General features: G+C 41.2%; 12 protein-coding genes. 6 read left to right on the forward strand and 6 right to left on the reverse strand.

Going from position 1 to position 16,700, the window contains the following annotated elements:
• Positions 1-80: 80 nt before the first annotated feature.
• The 5 genes from eno to rlmD form a co-directional block, all read right to left on the reverse strand.
• Positions 81-1,382 carry a phosphopyruvate hydratase gene (gene eno, locus AAEY99_RS03945; RefSeq protein ID WP_351009268.1) on the reverse strand — a complete coding sequence of 434 codons (1,302 nt, stop codon included), beginning with the start codon at positions 1,380-1,382 and terminating at the stop codon, positions 81-83.
• Between the two features lie 274 nt (positions 1,383-1,656).
• Positions 1,657-3,294 carry a CTP synthase gene (pyrG, locus tag AAEY99_RS03950; protein ID WP_101085637.1) on the reverse strand — a complete coding sequence of 546 codons (1,638 nt, stop codon included), beginning with the start codon at positions 3,292-3,294 and terminating at the stop codon, positions 1,657-1,659.
• 114 nt (positions 3,295-3,408) lie between these two features.
• Entirely contained in the window at positions 3,409-4,230 is an 822-nt protein-coding gene (mazG, locus tag AAEY99_RS03955; RefSeq protein WP_101085639.1) for a nucleoside triphosphate pyrophosphohydrolase, read from the reverse strand.
• A gap of 91 nt (positions 4,231-4,321) precedes the next feature.
• Entirely contained in the window at positions 4,322-6,529 is a 2,208-nt protein-coding gene (relA, locus tag AAEY99_RS03960) for a GTP diphosphokinase (protein WP_101085641.1), read from the reverse strand.
• Between the two features lie 184 nt (positions 6,530-6,713).
• Positions 6,714-8,093 carry a 23S rRNA (uracil(1939)-C(5))-methyltransferase RlmD gene (gene rlmD, locus AAEY99_RS03965; RefSeq protein WP_351009273.1) on the reverse strand — a complete coding sequence of 460 codons (1,380 nt, stop codon included), beginning with the start codon at positions 8,091-8,093 and terminating at the stop codon, positions 6,714-6,716.
• A 102-nt stretch (positions 8,094-8,195) separates the two neighbouring features.
• Between rlmD and barA the strand changes: the two genes are divergently transcribed.
• From barA to AAEY99_RS03995, 6 genes are all read left to right on the forward strand, one after another.
• On the forward strand, positions 8,196-11,054 hold the full coding sequence (barA, locus tag AAEY99_RS03970; protein WP_162022550.1) for a two-component sensor histidine kinase BarA: 2,859 nt from the start codon (positions 8,196-8,198) through the stop codon (positions 11,052-11,054).
• A complete protein-coding gene (locus AAEY99_RS03975) occupies positions 11,044-11,640 on the forward strand; it encodes a YjaG family protein (protein ID WP_101085646.1) in 597 nt (198 codons plus the stop codon). Before barA ends, AAEY99_RS03975 begins: the two co-directional genes overlap by 11 nt.
• Before the next feature lie 84 nt (positions 11,641-11,724).
• A complete protein-coding gene (locus AAEY99_RS03980; RefSeq protein ID WP_101085648.1) occupies positions 11,725-11,925 on the forward strand; it encodes a DUF3319 domain-containing protein in 201 nt (66 codons plus the stop codon).
• Between the two features lie 88 nt (positions 11,926-12,013).
• Positions 12,014-12,982, forward strand: a complete 969-nt coding sequence (locus AAEY99_RS03985) for an AEC family transporter (protein ID WP_101085650.1) — start codon at positions 12,014-12,016, stop codon at positions 12,980-12,982.
• A 128-nt stretch (positions 12,983-13,110) separates the two neighbouring features.
• Complete coding sequence (gene recN / locus AAEY99_RS03990) at positions 13,111-14,769, forward strand: DNA repair protein RecN (protein WP_182743618.1); 1,659 nt, start codon at positions 13,111-13,113, stop codon at positions 14,767-14,769.
• 71 nt (positions 14,770-14,840) lie between these two features.
• Positions 14,841-15,983: a hypothetical protein gene (locus AAEY99_RS03995; protein ID WP_351009276.1), complete on the forward strand. Its 1,143-nt coding sequence runs from the start codon at positions 14,841-14,843 to the stop codon at positions 15,981-15,983.
• Positions 15,984-16,208: 225 nt separating this feature from the next.
• Here the strand turns inward: AAEY99_RS03995 and AAEY99_RS04000 are convergent, their stop codons facing one another.
• Positions 16,209-16,700 (reverse strand): phosphatidylglycerophosphatase A family protein, encoded by a 492-nt coding sequence (locus AAEY99_RS04000; protein WP_350977719.1) that lies wholly within the window; start codon positions 16,698-16,700, stop codon positions 16,209-16,211.

Here is a 16,700-nt window from a genome sequence, read left to right on the forward strand (position 1 = left end):
TAATCCTTAGAAAATATGTCCGTTATAGTACAACAAAAAAGGCCACCGAGTGGTGGCCTTTTTAAGCTAAAGCAAAAATATTATCCTTGGCCTTTCACTTCTTTAAGACCGTTGTATGGTGCTTTTGAACCTAGAGCTTCTTCGATACGTAGCAATTGGTTATATTTGGCAACACGGTCACTACGACTTAGTGAACCCGTTTTGATTTGGCCAGCCGCGGTACCAACAGCTAAATCAGCAATCGTTGAATCTTCTGTCTCGCCACTACGATGAGAGATAACAACAGTAAAGCCTGCATCTTTAGCCATTTTAATTGCAGCCAATGTTTCGGTTAAAGTACCGATTTGGTTGAATTTAATCAAAATAGAATTAGCGATGCCGTTGTCGATACCACGCTTAAGGATTTTAGTGTTTGTTACGAATAGATCATCACCTACTAATTGGATTTTATCGCCCATTATTTTAGTTTGGTGAGCAAAACCATCCCAGTCAGACTCGTCCAGACCATCTTCGATAGAAACGATTGGGTAGCGTTCAGTAAGACCTTGTAAGAAGAAGTTAAATTCTTCAGAAGTAAACTTCTTGCCTTCACCTTTAAGATCGTAGATGTTGGCTTCTTTGTCGTAAAATTCAGAAGCAGCACAATCCATCGCTAACGTGATGTCTTTACCTAGCTCGTAACCGGCGTTGGCAACAGCAACTTTGATTGCAGCAAGTGCAGCTTCGTTAGATGCTAGGTTTGGAGCAAAACCACCTTCATCACCAACCGCAGTTGAGTGACCGTCAGCTTTAAGTACTTTAGCAAGGCTGTGGAATACTTCCGCGCCCATACGTAGGCCTTCACGGAAAGTTTTAGCGCCAACAGGTTGGATCATAAACTCTTGAATATCAACGCTGTTATCGGCGTGCTCGCCACCATTGATGATGTTCATCATTGGAAGAGGCATAGAGTAAACACCTGGTGTACCGTTTAGATCAGCAATATGAGCATATAAAGGGACGTGTTTAGCCGCAGCGGCAGCTTTTGCAACTGCTAGAGAAACAGCAAGAATGGCGTTAGCGCCAAATTTTGCTTTGTTTTCGGTACCGTCTAAGTCAATCATGATTTGGTCAAGTTCAGCTTGAGCCAATGCATCTTTACCTTTAAGTGCTTCAGCAATTGGGCCATTAACAGCAGCAACCGCTTTAAGAACACCTTTACCTAAGTAACGTGCTTTGTCGCCGTCACGCAGTTCTAATGCTTCGCGACTACCGGTTGATGCGCCAGATGGTGCCGCAGCCATACCAATAAAACCGCCTTCTAAATGCACTTCTGCTTCTACAGTTGGGTTACCGCGCGAATCCATAATCTCGCGACCAATCACTTTAATGATGTTAGCCATAATTCCCTCGTACTTTGTGTAAGTAAATTAAAAAATTAAAAGAAATAAAAAGTTAATACCAATAAAAATACATAACAGACTTAAAAAAGCAGATTTATTGGTATATAACTTTCAGTTTAGTAATTTTAAATCGGTTAGTGCTTAGGATAAATCGAATTAGACTTTGCATCAACTTAGTTTTCACTGCAGTTACACGCCATCAATGCGATTATATGATCTAACGCAAGTATCTTGAATAAAAAAGCCGCTAATGGATACATTAGCGGCTGATTCATTAATCGATATCGCGTTTTTGATACGCATAAGAAGCGGCTATGAACCCTTCAAATAATGCATGACCGTCGCGCGGTGTTGAGGTGAATTCCGGGTGGAATTGACTCGCAACGAACCATGGGTGATTAGGCAATTCAATCATCTCAATCAGTTTACGATCAGATGATAAACCACTAAACACTAAGCCGGCCTTTTCTAGGCGATCGATGTAGTTGTTATTCACTTCGTAACGGTGACGATGACGTTCAACACAGGTTGCAGAATCATAGGCTAATGCCGCTTTTGTGCCTTCTTTTAAATGACATAGCTGAGCGCCTAAACGCATAGTGCCACCTAAATCTGAAGACTCATGACGCGTTTCGACATCCCCTTCTTCATTAATCCACTCAGTAATTAAACCCACTACCGGATAAGGTGTCTGTGGATTAAACTCAGTTGAGTGCGCACCTTCTAAACCTGCTACATGGCGAGCAAATTCAATTAATGCTACTTGCATACCTAAACAGATACCAAAGTACGGAAGATTGTTTTCACGAGCAAATTTGGCAGCAAAAATCTTGCCTTCTACGCCACGTTCGCCAAAGCCGCCTGGTACTAAAATACCGTCTAGGCCTTGCAATACTTCTTCGCCTTTAGCTTCAACTGTTTGTGAATCAATGTACTTAATGTTCACTGTTACACGGTTTTTTAAGCCTGCATGCTTTAATGCTTCATTCACCGACTTGTATGCATCAGGGAGTTCAATGTACTTACCTACCATACCAATAGTGACTTCACCATTTGGATTGGCTTCTTGATAAATAACGTTTTCCCACTCAGACAAATCAGCTTCGTTACACGCTAAATTAAAACGTTTGATGACTAAATCATCTAATCCTTGCGAGCGTAATAACGCAGGGATTTTGTAGATGCTATCAACGTCTTTTAATGAAATAACCGCACGTTCTTCTACGTTGCAGAATAACGAAATTTTAGCTTTTTCATTGGCAGGAATTGCACGGTCGCCACGACAAACCAGTACATCCGGTGCAATACCAATTGAACGCAACTCTTTAACAGAGTGTTGCGTCGGCTTGGTTTTAATTTCGCCTGCAGCGCCTAAGAACGGCACTAAGGTTAAATGCATAAATAGTGTACGTTCGCGTCCTAATTCAGAACCTAACTGACGAATAGATTCAAGAAACGGCAATGATTCAATGTCACCTACCGTGCCACCGATTTCTACAATCGCGACATCATGGCCTTCACCACCAGCTAACACTTTTTCTTTAATCGCGTTAGTAATGTGTGGAATAACCTGAATGGTTGCGCCTAAATAATCACCACGACGTTCTTTACTAATCACTTCTTCGTAAATACGACCAGTAGTAAAGTTATTGCGACGATTCATTTTAGTACGAATGAAACGTTCGTAATGACCTAAATCGAGATCGGTTTCAGCACCATCTTCAGTCACGAAAACTTCACCGTGCTGAGTTGGGCTCATGGTACCCGGATCGACGTTAATATAGGGGTCAAGTTTCATAATGGTTACATTGAGGCCACGCGCCTCTAAAATTGCCGCGAGCGAAGCTGCTGCAATGCCTTTACCTAGTGATGAAACAACGCCACCAGTAACGAAGATATACCTTGTAGTCATGCTGAACCTGAGAAAATGTGTTGGAAAAAACGTGCTTGTAAGAAAGCACTAGGACGGGGCGATATTATAGCAAAGCCACCTCGTTTCGACAAACTTAAACGCGCTAATTTTAGCTTAATTTATGTTTTCGTGTCGTTTTACCACATTCCAGTAGTGGTCTAATTCTTCCAAGCTATGCTGTTGTATCGGTTTTCCACTATTGTCTACACATTGCTCAACCCCTCTAAATCTACGTTCAAATTTATGATTGGCTTGACGTAGTGCTTGTTCAGGATCAACGTTTAAATGACGAGCAAGGTTCACTACAGCAAACAATAAATCGCCCATTTCATCAACAATTCTCGGTTGATAAAATTCAGGGTCTTGATGTCGTAGATTAACTTCTACCAGTACTTCATTCATTTCTTCATGTATTTTGGCAACAACAGGCTCAAGCTCGGCCCAATCAAAGCCAACTTTAGCCACTCGATGTTGAATTTTTCGTGCTCTAGATAACGCCGGTAATGCTTGAGGGATATCATCTAACGCTGAGTGCAATTTTTTTTGCTGACGTTCATTGGCTTTTAACGAATCCCACGCTTGGCTTAAATCGTGAGTATTGGTGATGGCACCAACAACGTTGTTTTCTGACTGAGCAAATACATGTGGATGACGGCGAATAAGCTTATCGCTAATTCGCGCCACTACCGTCGAAAAATCGAACTTACCTTGCTCTTGCCCTAATTGGCAATAAAACACTATCTGAAACAATAAGTCGCCCAGTTCATCAGGTAACTCTTCCCATGCTTGTCGCTCAATAGTATCAACAACCTCATAAGCTTCTTCTAAGGTAAAGGGCACAATACTGGCAAAATCTTGCGCTTGATCCCAAGGACAACCAGACTCGGGGTTGCGCAATTGCTGCATGATGGTCAGTAACGATTGAATATCTGCCACAGAAACGGTCCTCTATTGTAAAGATAAAATCTAATGAAAAAGGCACCTAACAAGTAGATGCCTTCAAGATAAGTCCATGATGTTAATTACGTTATAATCGACGCGACTCAATCACACCATCAACAAGCGACAGTTTACCGAGAATCCGTGATAAACCATCTAAATTATACAATTCAAGTTCAAGCTCTACGGTGGCCGTTTGGCTTTTAACATCAGAAGATGAACTCATGGCCATCACATTGGATTTCTCTGCCGCTAGCACTGTGGTTAAATCTCGTAATAAGCCACTGCGATCATGGGCAAGTACTCTAACGCGAATACGATAACCACCAGAGTAGTTTTCACCCCAAATCACATCGACACTGCGTTCTGGGTGGGCACGCATTAATTCTTTCACTTGCTCGCAATCACTACGGTGCACAGAAATACCCCGTCCCATAGTAATATAACCAAAAATTTCATCGCCGGGAACGGGTTGGCAACAACGCGCAATGTGGCTCATTAAATTACCAACACCATTAACTTCGACTTGGCCTTTACTCGACTTTTTAGGCTTATGCGACGCTTTCTTTATAATGTCTTCAAGTAAGTTTTCGTCAGTGTCTTCTACTTTGCGAATTTTGGTATCGGTAAAATTAACCACTTGATTTAAGCGTAAATCGCCGCCACCGATAGCCGCCAGCATGTCATCCATAGAGTTTAAATTAAAGCGCTCTACCGCCACTGCCGCATCTTTAACTTTAAGACCCACTCGGGCTAATTCAGACTCAAGCATTTCTTTACCCGCGGCAATATTTTTATCGCGGTCTTGTTGCTTAAACCAATGTTGAATTTTTGAACGCGAACGTGACGACTTGATATAACCTAAATTAAGATTGAGCCAGTCACGTTTTGGATTGGGTGTTTTTGACGTGATAATTTCAATGCGCTCACCCGTTTCAACTTGGTAAGTGAATGGCACAATGCGGCCGTCGACTTTTGCACCAATACACTTATGACCCACTTGAGAGTGAATATAATAAGCAAAGTCGAGTACGGTAGAACCTAAAGGTAAGTCAACGACTTCACCACTTGGGGTAAATACATAGACTCGGTCTTCAAATACTTGGCTACGGACTTCGTCAACCAAATTACCACTTTCAGCGACATCTTCTTGCCACTGTAAAATTTTACGCAACCAGTTAATTTTTTCTTCGTAACCGGTTTGTTTGGTATTGCTGGCACCTTCTTTGTATTTCCAGTGCGCGGCAACCCCAAGTTCAGAATCTTGATGCATCGCCTCGGTACGAATTTGAATTTCTACGGTTTTGCCTTCAGGACCAACAACTACGGTATGAATAGATTGATAGCCGTTCGGTTTTGGATTTGCTACGTAATCGTCAAACTCACGCGGAATGTGGTGCCAAAGGTCATGCACAACCCCTAACGCGCCATAGCAATCTTGTAATCTTTCGGTGACAATACGTACAGCTCGGACGTCAAAAAGCTCATCAAACTTGAGATCTTTGCCCTTCATTTTTCGCCAAATACTGTAAATGTGCTTAGGGCGGCCGTACACTTTGGCGCGAATATCATCGCTATCTAAACGCTGCTGCAACTGAGTCACAAACTTGTCGATAAACACTTCGCGGTCGACACGTTTACCATCAAGCTGTTTGGCAATGTCTTTGTAAACAGTTGGATGCAAGTAGCGAAAAGAAATATCTTCAAGCTCCCACTTTAATTGACCAATGCCTAAGCGATTTGCTAACGGCGCATAAATATCAGCAATTTCTCGTGCTAATAATACCCGAGTTTCTTCATCGGCGTTTTTTACCGCACGCAGTAAGCATACACGTTCGGCTAATTTGATCACTACGGCACGAACATCTTCAACCATGGCCAATAACATTTTTCGGATGTTATCTATTTGAGGTTCGGCATCGCGCGAATTTTGACTGACTTTTAATGCGCCAATGGCATTCATGGTCACAACGCTGGCAACTAACCTTGCAAGGTTTTCACCGTATTGCTCTAGGATTTGTTCGTCATTGAGAACGCCAGCATCGAATAGCAAAAATAATACTGCGGCTTGTAGCGTTTCGATGTCCATATTCAGCGGCGCTAAGATTTCGATCATTTCGCGAGCACGCGCAAGCAGCTCAGTATGGGCCAGTTTGTTTTTAACCGGTAAGGCCTCAACTTGCTGGATCAATACCAATAACTTCTGAGCATCATCTTTATCGTCGAGATAACGAGCGACCCACTCATCTAATTGGAATACTTGCGTATTAAAATGTGCTTCGCGAACAGATACCATGAACCCTTCCTTAGCCGCATGACCGACTGACATCCAACCATATGCACATGGCATAGTGTGCATATATGGTGTTAACACCAACTGAACAACCTATCTTGAAGCGCAATATTATTTTGTCAATTCAATAGCGTTCAGTTGGCCAATTTTTTAGCATACCTATCGTAAGCGGCTAAAAAATCGTTGTTTAAATATTTAATTCAAATAACACCATGGCTTCAATATGATGCGTCTGCGGAAACATATCGACTAATCCTACTTGGGCAATTCGATATCCACTGGCTAATAATACACTACTGTCACGCGCTAAACTTGCCGGATTACATGAAACATACACCACTTTTTTAGGTTGCATTTTCTGTAACCATTGTAAACTTTCAAAAGCACCTGCTCGAGCAGGGTCCAGCAACAGTTTATCAATTTTGCCTAACCATGTTTGTGTCGATAGATCAGCACTTAAATCCGCATGATAGAAAGTCACATTATCCAATTGGTTGTCGACAGCGTTTTGCTTGGCTTGTTGCACCATTTCAGGCACACCTTCAACACCAATGACTTCTGCTGCCTTTAATGCCAACGGTAAACTGAAATTACCCACACCGCAGAATAGGTCTAAAATACGCTCACCTGGTTGAGGGTCTAACCATTCGATGGCTTGATCGACCATGGCCTGATTAATAGCACCATTAACTTGGACAAAATTACCAGGAGTGAATGAACAACGAACAGCCTCCTGTGCAAGATGATAATAAGGTAACGCGACAGCTTCATCACCCGCGGCATCAACAACAGGCAGCAAGGGGAACAATTGGGTTAATTGACCAGCATCATCTTGCAACAATAAGTTAAGCTGGTGTTTTTCGGCAAAGCCCGTTAACCAGCGAATATCGGAAGCCGGCAACACTTTAGTCACTCTTAGTACCGCAAAATTACCGTTATCAGCTTGGGTGAGTTCAACGTGCCCTAAACTGGCCTTAGCTTTAAGTTGATTTAAATTAGCCGCTAATGGAGTAATCAAAGCAGACAATGACTCAGATAACACTGGGCACTGCTGAATGGAAACAATTTTATTGCTATTTCCGGCGCGAAACCCAAGTTGTAACCGCTGAGTATTTTTATCAAATAATGTGGCCAATCTTGCGCGTCGGCGATAATGCCAGGCCTCACCCACTATAGGGTCAGCGATCATATCAGCATCAATGGCTTTAGCACTCGACTGCTTGCTGATTAAATCAACCAAGGCAGTTTGCTTATGCTCGCGTTGCGCATTAGTGTCCATGTGCTGCAAATCACAACCGCCACATTGTTGATAATGTGGGCAATGAGGTTTGATTCGATTAGCCGATGCAGACTCAATAGTGATGAGCTTGGCTTTAGCGTAGCTTTTCTTTTGTTCGACAAATTGCACCGTAGCGGTCTCTCCCGGTAAGACTCCCGGAATAAACACTATTTTGCCTTGATGTTGCGCTATGCCTGCACCTAAATGGTCAAGTTGAGTGACACTGAGGCTTAACTTTGCTGATAATTGCTTAGATTTGTTCGGTTTTGCTTGGAAAAATTGTGCCATTTCGGCCTCAGGTATTGAATAAAAAACTAGTCAAGAGTGCGCCATATCTGGCAGTCTAGACGGAATAACAGCGATTTAGTAACAGGGATATACCTAACAGCCATGAAAAGTGCCAACAATATGACCAAATACAGCCTACGCTCTTGGGTTCTGGTACTTGCGTTAGCGCCCACTATTGTAGTGGGTATTCTACTTGGAAGTTATTTCACGATAAACCGCTTTTATGAATTGGAACAAACCTTAATTGAAAAAGGCAGCAACATTGTTGAGCCATTAGCCATTGCCAGTGAATTTGGTATTATCACTCAAGACCGTGAATCAACTAAACTTTTACTCGCCGCCTCGCAGATAAACAATGCATCGCTAATATTATCTATTGCTGTTTTCGATGCCGAAAACCAACTCTTTGTCACTTCGCACTACCACAAAGATTTTGAAACGATGCGTTACAAACAAACGCTGGCAAACTTAATCGGTACAGAACATGAAACGATTGGCGATACCTTAGTCATTCGTGTGCCAATAATATCCCATACTGGGTTAGAACAAAAACATGTTGCCAGTATAAATCGTCAAAGTAACAGCGACATCGATAATAATGCCTCTACCAATGGTGTCGTTGCGCCAATTTACAATAATCAACAAGAGCGAATATTAGGCTACATATCAGTATTACTAAATAAAGAGAACGCCTTACTCGAACAACATCGAGCGGCTATAGCGGCGTTTATTATCGTATTAATCGGCGTGCAATTTAACCTATTTTTTACCTTCCGCTTAGTCAAACACGTGAACTACCCCATTACCGAAATGGTGCGAGTGGTAGCCAAAATTCGTGAAGGTAAACTCGACACTCGCCTAGAAGGCAATTTGATTGGGGAACTGGATCTACTCAAACGAGGGATCAACGCAATGGCAAGTTCATTGTCAGAATATCACGATGAAATGCAGCAAAATATTGATCAAGCAACCTCTGATTTACGCGAAACCCTCGAGCAGATTGAAATTCAAAACGTTGAGCTCGATATTGCCAAAAAACGCGCGCTTGAAGCGAGTCGGATAAAATCAGAATTCTTAGCCAACATGTCACACGAGTTACGTACGCCACTCAATGGTGTCATAGGATTTGCAAGACAGTTATTAAAAACACCACTGCATACTAGCCAGCTCGACTACATAAAAACCATTGAACGCAGTGCCAGTAACCTACTGGGTATTATTAACGATATTCTCGACTTCTCTAAACTGGAAGCCGGTAAAATGATATTAGAAAAAATGCCTTTTGCACTGCGAGAAACGCTAACTGAAACCCTGACTATTATAGCCGGTAGTGCACAAGAGAAAGGACTAGAACTGGTTATCGACATTGATGCTAATGTGCCAGAAAGTGTCAGTGGCGACGCGATGAGAGTCAGCCAGATTATTACTAACTTAGTTGGTAATGCTATTAAATTTACCGACAAAGGCAGTGTCATACTTAAAATACACTTAGTGGGTCAGGACGAAGATAACATTACCCTGCGCTGCGAAGTTATTGATACCGGTATTGGTATTGATGAGAGTCAGCAAGAATATTTATTCCAAGCATTTGGTCAAGCCGACTCATCCATTTCACGTCGCTTTGGAGGCACAGGATTGGGCTTAGTGATTACTAAACGCTTAATCAACCAGATGGGTGGCCAGATAGGCTTTACCTCGGCCCCCAATAAAGGTTCAAATTTCTGGTTTATTCTGCCACTTGGGATCAGTCAATTTGAAATTGGCGAAGTGTTGCCGGTTGATGCATTGCAACATAAATCAGTCTTATTATATGAACCACGGGAATTAACCCGCGATACATTAAATCGCCGCTTAGTGTCGTGGCAATTAATTATCACTAATGTGGCCAATCCAGAAAATCTCACCTCCGTGTTACAAACTAAAAACAGCAAATTTGATTACATCATCATGAGCTGCCATGGTTTTGCCGACAATGCGTCTTTTATCCATTTATTACAGCAAGCCAAACAACATACTGACTGCCTGATTTTATTACATGACTGTCTAGATCAAGACATGATAATCAATGTGCTAAAAGTCAACGCAGATGTGTTGCTCAGCACCCCAGTGAGCGATTTTACCCTAGCGCATCATTTAATATATCCACCAGTACCTTCTACTTTTGTCAGTTTACCTGAGCAAATAAATCTTGATGTAACACAACGCCTCAATGCATCAGTATTAGCCGTTGACGACAACATGGCCAATCTAAAGTTAATTGATACTTTGCTCAAAGAACTAGTCGACAATGTGGTGACCGTTAATAATGGCGCCGATGCGATTCAACAAGCTAAAAAACAAGCATTTGACCTAATCTTCATGGATATTCAAATGCCAGGAACCGACGGCATAACCGCAACCCAGCAAATACGTTCAGAATCACTCAACCGTAATACGCCGATTATTGCAGTAACGGCACATGCTATAGCCGAAGAACGTGAGAATATTTTAGCTAGCGGTATGGATGGTTTCCTACCTAAACCGATTGATGAATTATCACTAAAAAGCGTTATCAGCCGCTGGATAATTAAACCTCAATTTACTCATTTCGACACCCATGTTCTCAATTGGGATTTATGTTTAACCCAAGCAAACCAGAAAACCGATTTAGCCTTAGACATGTTAAAGATGTTAGTTAATTCATTACCTGAAACAACCGCAACTATCGATAAAGCATTAATAGCCAGAGATGCAGAGACACTGTTGCAGGCAGTGCATAAACTGCATGGTGCAACATGTTATTGCGGTGTACCGACAACACAAAAGCTCTGCCGGGATATTGAGTCAGCATTAAAGCATAAAATTGACATCGATGACCTAGAACCTGAAATACTAGAGTTACTTGATGAGTTAACTAAGGTAGAATCAGCTGCAAATCAAGTGATAAACCAGCTATCAGTGGATGTTCCCAATGACCAGTAAAACCGGTTTTTTTAAACGCCTAAAGGCATTGTCGTTACCTCAGAAGCAACTTTTTGCACTCGCACTGTGTCAAAGAATGCTCCCAAACTATCAATTATTTTCTGAAGTATGTGAATTTGGCCAACCGCAGGTATTAAGTACTGCGCTGGAGTTATTATGGCAAAGCCAATATGACAAAAAGCTTAAGTTCAATATTGATGTGCATTTACAGCGCCTCGATGAAAACACCCCTGATCCTAGCGAGTTTGAAGCCTATGGTGCTTATCCCGCCATGGATGCGGCTGTAGCCATTGCCACCTTAATGGGTGCGATAGATGGAAAAATTGAAGAAGATATTACTAACATCAGTAAGTTATCATCAAGTACTGTCGCCAATTATATTGAAGCTATTAGCGATGAATCATTAATGGATGAAGAACTCGATGAGTTTGTTTTTTCTCACCCAGTAATGGAACAAGAAAAAGAATTACAGGGCATGTTACTCGACATTGTCGAAGCTAATCCAGACATAACCAGCGAACTGGTTAAAGGTTTACGTAAAGATATTATCGAAGCCGGTGTGTCTAATATTGGTATTAGCCTGTAGCAAAAACTTGTAGCACGGATCGGTTACTGCCAATAAACGTCATTTAGCCTGAAATTATTCAGGCTTTTTATTAGGTGTCGCGCCATGAGAAGAATTTTTTATCAAGGTTTCACTTTCAGTAACACCAATGGTAAAACTGATAACTGGACGCTAGTGATTGGCAATCAAGTACGAGTGGGTTCGTTATTTGAGTTAAGGCGGCAAGTGCATTTTTTTTCTGAACTGGGAATATTACCTCCACCGAAAATATCAAAAGCAAATTTAGCCTTAAAATCTGACAAATAATCACTCGTTTAACTTTAGCCTAATTGCATCCGCCTATCGAAAAGCAGTAAAGTGACCTTATTATCATTTTGCTAAGGAATTGCGAGGGATGTCCAGTATTCTTACCCCGCTAATCGCTGTATTTATTATTATGCTGCTCGGCAGTATTGTTCAAAAAATGCGTCTGTTGCCAGCAGACACCGATTTGATCCTCAATCAGTTTGTTTATTACATTGCTTTCCCCGCTATATTATTGATTGTGCTAGCTGAAACGCGCATTGAAGACATTATTCAATGGGGCTTTATCGGTGGGTTTAGTCTGGCGATGATCATCACTTATGCTTTAGTGATTGTTGTATCACTAATTCGCACACCTAAAAAACAAGCAGTTGCCGCCATGCGCGCATTAAATGCTACGTTTGGTAATACCGCATTTATTGGCATTCCATTGCTGAGTTTATTATTCCCAGGTCATAAAATGGCATTAGTCGCTGCAGCGATTGCCAGCTTGTTGTCGGTGTTCATGTTTGCTTTTGCTTTAGTATCAATTGAGCTAGCCAGCCGTGATAAACAATCAACCGACCATGCCATCGTCATCATGGCTAATGCCCTGTATAAAAACCCAATCGTGGTTGGCAGTGTTATTGGCATCGGTTTATCAGCACTGCATATTACCTTACCGGATAGTTTGGCCTTAATGCTACATCAGGTGGGAAATACCTCTAGCCCATGTGCACTGTTTGCTATAGGAATGGTACTTGCCAAAGCATTACGACATCAATCTGGCACAAAAATGTTCAGTGTTGGTTTGATTGCGGAACTGAACTTAATCAATTTACTCAAGCTAATTATTCAACCTTTAATTGCCTTTGGTTTACTCAAACTGTTCGGCGTAGAAAAGGAATTACTGACCATGGGAGTCATTTTGGCAGCGTTACCGACAGCAGCAAGTGTGTACCTTTTGGCCGACCGCTACCAAATTAACGCCAATGTCAGCGCCCAAGGTATTTTATATGGCACATTAATCACTTTTATCAGTTTGCCGATAATAGAAACACTTTTAAAATCCATTGCTTAATGATCAATCAAATCTAGATGATAAAATAGTCAGCGATAATTATTCCTCAACCACTTTACTGTATATAAAATCAGTATATACTGTTTATCAATACAGTAGTTTGGTAGTTTCATTGACAGGAATTTATTATGCTTTGCCAACTCAGCATCAACAATTTTGCTATCGTGCGTTTTTTAGAGCTCGACTTTAAAGCCGGTATGACAAGCATCACCGGCGAAACAGGTGCAGGCAAATCGATTGCTATCGATGCGCTTGGGTTATGCCTTGGTAATCGAAGTGATGCCAACACTGTCAGGCCTGGAGCCTCCAAAACCGAAGTGAGTGCAAGGTTTACCCTTCATGATGTACCTTTAGCCAAACGCTGGCTTGAAGATAGCGATCTTGATGCTGAAGATGAGTGCATATTACGTCGAACTATTAACAGTGATGGCCGCTCAAGAGCCTACATTAATGGTAATCCTGTGCCCGTGACGCAATTAAAAGCCATCGGTCACCTATTGATTGGTATTCACGGCCAACATGCTCATCACGCAATGCTTAAAAGCGAGCATCAATTAAACCTACTCGACCACTATGCCAACCACAAAATACTGCTCGATAGCGTTAGCGCTAGCTATCAACGCTGCAAACAAGTGGAAAACGAGCTAAAGCATCTTGAACAAGCACAGCACGAACGTATTTCGCGTCAACAGCTACTGCAATATCAAGTAGAAGAGCTTAATGAGTTCAACTTAGGCTTGGAAGAATTTGATGAAATAGAACAAGAACACAAACGCTTAGCCAATGGCACAGATTTAATTGAACGTTGCCAAGCAGGTTTGCATTTATTGACCGAAAGTGATGAAGGCAATATAGAATCTCTGCTTAATAAAGTGGCCAGTATTGCTGATACGCTTCAAGGATATGATGAATCCCTTGCGCCTATCAGCACTATGATCAGCGATGCGTTAATTCAAGTACAAGAAAGCGCTAGCGAAATTGAAAGTTATTTAAGCAGTTTAGAGCTTGATCCAGAACATTTTGCCTATTTAGAAAAACGTCTTTCAACGGCAATGCAATTGGCGCGCAAACATCATGTGAGTGCTGATAAGCTGGCGCTACATCATCAAGCATTGATGAGTGAATTAGCCGAACTTGCTGACGACGAAACTAAATTAGATGGTATAAGACAACAACTTGAAGCCACCAGAAATGCCTACTTAACCAATGCACAAAAACTGAGTCAAAGTCGTAGCCGTTATGCTAAAGAATTGGACAAGCTAGTTACCCAGTCTATCCATGAGCTCAATATGCCTAAGGGTAAATTTACTATTCAGATTAATCATAATCCGGACAACATTTCAGTTAATGGCTGCGATAGCATTGAATTTATGGTGACCACAAACCCTGGGCAACCATTACAACCGATTTCTAAAGTGGCCTCTGGCGGTGAGTTATCGCGTATTGGATTAGGGATTCAAGTGATCACGGCTAAAAAAGTCGCCACTCCGACACTGATATTTGATGAAGTTGATGTGGGTATTTCTGGACCAACAGCATCAGTAGTCGGTCGTATGTTACGCAGCCTTGGCGAATCAACTCAAGTATTGTGTGTCACCCATTTGCCGCAAGTTGCAGGTAATGGTCATCAACATATGTTTGTGAATAAATTTAATAAAGGTGGCAACACCGAAACGACCATGCAGACGTTGGATAAAGACCAACGGGTGAATGAACTTGCGCGCTTATTAGGTGGTGATGTCATTACCGAAAATACCTTGGCGAATGCCCGTGAGTTGTTGCAATAATCGTTATGCACTTATAAAAAGCAAATCAATATGTTAACGTAAAGTTAAAATAGATTTACGGATAAATCATAATGATGAAAGTAATAAAGGGCTTGGGTATTTTTGTCGGGCTAATATGTAGCTTACTGGTATTTACCGTAGTCTGTTTAGTGGCCATTAATGCAACAGACAGAACAAAGTCACCTAACACTCTTTTAGTTGAAAACTGGCTAAAACAGCAACCTATCGACCCTAGCGTAAATGGCTATGAGTATGCAATTACTATCGTTGGCACCATAGGAGACGATAAAACAAATGATAAAAAACCATTAATCAGCTTCAGCGAGCAAGAAGTTGAGTTAACTGACAACTTTAAAACGGCTTGTTATCAAACGGATTTGATAATATGTAGTCAATTTATTAGCGATAATAGCGATAGTATTAGAAATGTCATTGACGCTCATAAAACCAATATACAACAATATAATACATTATTAGATATGCCTTATTGGCAAGAAGAACCACAGTCTTTAACCCCAAACAATCAAGCTCATTGGGGTCTGCTTTTTAAGTTAAGAGATGTTCGTCAGCTTGCTGCGATAATAAGTGTAGATACATCTGACAACAAACTTGACCAACAAGCTACAGTGGCATTTTTAAACAAAGATGCACATTTTTGGAATATGGTTTATCACTCATCTCGCTCAACACTCAATCATATGATTGCCGTTAACATGATCAAATATCAGCTTAATTTAGCTAGCACCTTAGCTAAAACCACTGATGCAGCTGTTGCAACCAAAGTCACAGCTTGGCAAACATCTTTCGAATTAACTGATAGTGATTTTGAACGGATATTTTCTGGAGAATGGCTTTTTGCCCATAACGTTACAGAACAAATGTTAATTGAAGTGCAGTCTGATAGCGTGGCTTTTTATGAGAAATGGTTAGCCTATGCGTTGCTTAAGCCAACAGACAGTGACAATCTTATGGCTGAGTATATTGTCAGCTTAGTAAAGGAACCGGTTTCAACTACCTCGATGCACACGCTCAAAGAACCAAATTATTGTGCTAACGACAATTATTTTCAGCAATTATGGATGTTACGCTACAATCCGATTGGTAAACTATTTAATTGCACTGTTTATGGAACAGATTACAAACAACGTTTAACCAATATGAATACAGAGTTAGAGCAATTGCGGACCAATCTACTTACCGCAAAATCATCCTAGTAAGTAGCTGCAACTGATTTAGTATGAGTATTATCGACAAAAAAGAGCACAAATGTGCTCTTTTTATGTATTAGGTACGATTTATAAGTGCATTTATAATTCTTTGCTAATCGTTGATTATGATCAGTTACTTATAATCAGGTATTGATAATCAGGTATTGATAATCAGTTATAGATAATCAGTTATAGATAATCAGGTATTGATAATCAGTTATTGATAATCAGTTATAGATAATACACCGCTAGTTGCACACCTATTAACGAAAAGATTCCCGCCAATACATCATCAATCATTATCCCAAAACCGCCATGCACTTTGGCATCAAGCCAGCGAATAGGCCATGGTTTGACGATATCAAAAAAGCGAAATAGTACAAAACCAAGTGCTAACCACATAAAACCTAAAGGCGCTGCAATCATGGTGATCATCAACCCAACCACTTCATCCCACACAATAGCACCATGATCATGTACGCCCATATCTTTAGCTGCTTTGCCACAAATATAAAAGCCAGCGAGCATGCAAATACAGGTAATGGTCAGGTAATTAGTTAAGCTTAACTGTTGCATGAGCAACACTATGGGCACCGCGGCTAAGGTACCAAAGGTACCCGGTGCTTTTGCCGCTTTACCGCTGCCAAAGCCTAATGCCAAAAAGTGAATTGGATGGGCTAAAGACAGCTTTTTTACGAATTTATCTTGGGTTAATAATCTCAT

Origin of the sequence: Shewanella sp. S1-58-MNA-CIBAN-0166 (assembly GCF_040310085.1) — a bacterium.
Lineage (GTDB): Bacteria > Pseudomonadota > Gammaproteobacteria > Enterobacterales > Shewanellaceae > Shewanella.

Excerpts from the sequence above, each read along its gene's own strand:
- eno (WP_351009268.1), bottom strand. The coding sequence starts at position 1,382 with ATGGCTAACATCATTAAAGTGATTGGTCGCGAGATTATGGATTCGCGC.
- pyrG (WP_101085637.1), bottom strand. The coding sequence starts at position 3,294 with ATGACTACAAGGTATATCTTCGTTACTGGTGGCGTTGTTTCATCACTA.
- relA (WP_101085641.1), bottom strand. The coding sequence starts at position 6,529 with ATGGTATCTGTTCGCGAAGCACATTTTAATACGCAAGTATTCCAATTA.
- rlmD (WP_351009273.1), bottom strand. The coding sequence starts at position 8,093 with ATGGCACAATTTTTCCAAGCAAAACCGAACAAATCTAAGCAATTATCA.
- barA (WP_162022550.1), top strand. The coding sequence starts at position 8,196 with ATGAAAAGTGCCAACAATATGACCAAATACAGCCTACGCTCTTGGGTT.
- AAEY99_RS03975 (WP_101085646.1), top strand. The coding sequence starts at position 11,044 with ATGACCAGTAAAACCGGTTTTTTTAAACGCCTAAAGGCATTGTCGTTA.
- AAEY99_RS03980 (WP_101085648.1), top strand. The coding sequence starts at position 11,725 with ATGAGAAGAATTTTTTATCAAGGTTTCACTTTCAGTAACACCAATGGT.
- AAEY99_RS03985 (WP_101085650.1), top strand. The coding sequence starts at position 12,014 with ATGTCCAGTATTCTTACCCCGCTAATCGCTGTATTTATTATTATGCTG.
- recN (WP_182743618.1), top strand. The coding sequence starts at position 13,111 with ATGCTTTGCCAACTCAGCATCAACAATTTTGCTATCGTGCGTTTTTTA.
- AAEY99_RS03995 (WP_351009276.1), top strand. The coding sequence starts at position 14,841 with ATGATGAAAGTAATAAAGGGCTTGGGTATTTTTGTCGGGCTAATATGT.
- AAEY99_RS04000 (WP_350977719.1), bottom strand. The coding sequence starts at position 16,700 with ATGAGATTATTAACCCAAGATAAATTCGTAAAAAAGCTGTCTTTAGCC.